This is a genomic window from Alkalibaculum sporogenes, assembly GCF_009362815.1.
Taxonomy (GTDB): Bacteria; Bacillota; Clostridia; order Eubacteriales; family Alkalibacteraceae; genus Alkalibaculum_A; species Alkalibaculum_A sporogenes.
In genome coordinates, this window is record NZ_WHNX01000075.1 from 1 (window position 1) to 2,139 (window position 2,139).

Sequence of the window (2,139 nt, forward strand, 5' to 3'; positions counted from 1 at the left end):
ACTTAAGAATGTATGATAAGTAGCATTAAGATATAATTATCTCTTAGACTAAGGAGGTAATTATGCTAATAAAATGCGACATATACACAAATATAGAGATCAATACATTGGAGGATCTTAAAAAACTCAAGCCTCTTATGGAGGGAAGTAACTTGAAAATTAATAAAAGTCAAATAGCAAGAGATTTAGGAGTTGATGTACGTACTGTTGGTAAATACATAGATGGCTATGTTAAACCAACTACAAGGATAAGATCATCTAAGATTGATGAATTTTATCCCATAATTAAAAAGCTACTTAGTGATAAATCAATACAAATATTCTATTATAAACGAGTATTATGGCAATATTTAAAAGATAACCATAATCTAAAGTGTGCCGAGTCATCATTTCACAGGTATATTTCTCAGCATGATGAATTTAACAGTTACTTTAGTGCAAGACGTAAAAACTATGATGCCAATATTGCTCCTATGCGATATGAAACAGCTATAGGGCAACAAGCTCAACTGGACTGGAAAGAAAATATGGAGTTTATCTTAAGTGATGGAGAAGTAATAACCATTAATATCCTTGTTGTTATCTTATCCTATTCTAGATTTAGAGTTTATCGATTATCTCTTAGTAAAACACAAGATATTCTGTTTTCATTCTTAAATGAAGCATTCGAAATGTTTGGAGGTGTTCCACAAGAAATATTAACTGATAATATGAAGACTGTTATGGATGATCCAAGAACAAATTATTCTAAAGGAAAGGTTAATAATAGATTCCAAAATTTCGCTGATGATTATAGTTTTAGAGTCGCTCCTTGTATAGCTGGGAGACCCAATACAAAAGCTAAAGTAGAAGCTCCTATGAAACTATTAGATGGAATACGTGCTTATAATGGAACATTAAATTACAGTGAATTAAATCTACTTGTTACAAAGCTCAACAATAGAATTAATAATACATGTCATACTACAACAGGTAAGATACCTATCTTACACTTGAAAAAGGAAAAAGATTTCTTATCACCACTGCCTAAGGCACAAATAAGAAATCTTTATACAATCAAAACAACATCAGTAACAGTAAACCCTCAAAGCATGATTCATTACAAATCAAACCAATATTCTGTCCCACCAGAGTATATCGGTAAGAGATTAAAGCTACAAATGCATGATGATCAATTGCATATATATTATAACACGAATTTAGTGACGATTCATCCAGTAAAAAATCAAAAGCTCAATTATCATCAAGAACATTACGTAGCTATTAGTTCTCTTACCTTAAAAAATCCAATAGAAGAAATAGAGATGATTGCAAAAAATAACTTAGAAATAATAGGAGAGATATACCGTAATGACTAGTACATATTTACAATTAATAAAGAACTTAGAATATCTGAAGTTAGGGCAAATGATTATCCATCTTGATGAAATAATAGATTTTATAAATAGCAATAGTCTTTCTTTTGTAGAAGGACTTACGAGACTAACAAATCATGAGATTGATTTTAAAGAAGCGAATATGATTCGCTCAATGGTAAAAGTAGGTGCATTTCCACATACCAAAGAGTTAAAGGAGTTCGATTTCGAATTTCAACCAAATATTAATAAGCAACAAATATTAGATTTCACAACATTACGTTTTGTGAAGTCACAAGAAAACATTGTGTTTCTTGGTTCTAGTGGAGTTGGTAAGACTCATTTAGCCACTTCAATAGGTATTACGGCAGCTAAAAATAGATATAGTACCTATTTTATAAAGTGCCATGATTTACTTCAACAGCTAAAAAAAGCAAGATTAGAAAATAGACTAGATGCAAGGTTAAGACACTTTACAAAATATAAAGTATTAATTATTGATGAATTAGGGTACCTCCCTATTGATAAAGATGATTCTAAGCTGTTTTTTCAACTAATTGACATGCGATATGAGAAAAAGAGCACTATATTGACAACAAATATTAACTTTAATAATTGGGATGAGATTTTCTATGATGCAGTAATAGCTAATGCAATTTTAGATCGTGTTCTACATCATGCTCATGTTATATCAATTAGTGGAAAATCCTACAGATTAAAGGATCATATTAAACAAGAATCATAATAAAACCTACATTCTTAAATGATCAAAAACATGCATTAT

1 protein-coding gene and 1 pseudogene are annotated in these 2,139 nt (G+C 30.0%); both read left to right on the forward strand.

Annotated features, from left to right (window positions below):
• The first annotated feature begins 62 nt into the window (after positions 1-62).
• A pseudogene (istA, locus tag GC105_RS16570) lies at positions 63-1,351 on the forward strand (IS21 family transposase).
• The gene (istB, locus tag GC105_RS16575) at positions 1,351-2,100 is read left to right on the forward strand and encodes an IS21-like element helper ATPase IstB (protein WP_152807046.1); all 750 of its coding nucleotides are present in this window, start codon (positions 1,351-1,353) and stop codon (positions 2,098-2,100) included. Before istA ends, istB begins: the two are co-directional and overlap by 1 nt.
• Positions 2,101-2,139 lie beyond the last annotated feature (39 nt).

Coding starts and splice junctions, on each gene's coding strand:
- istB (WP_152807046.1), top strand. CDS start 1,351: ATGACTAGTACATATTTACAATTAATAAAGAACTTAGAATATCTGAAG.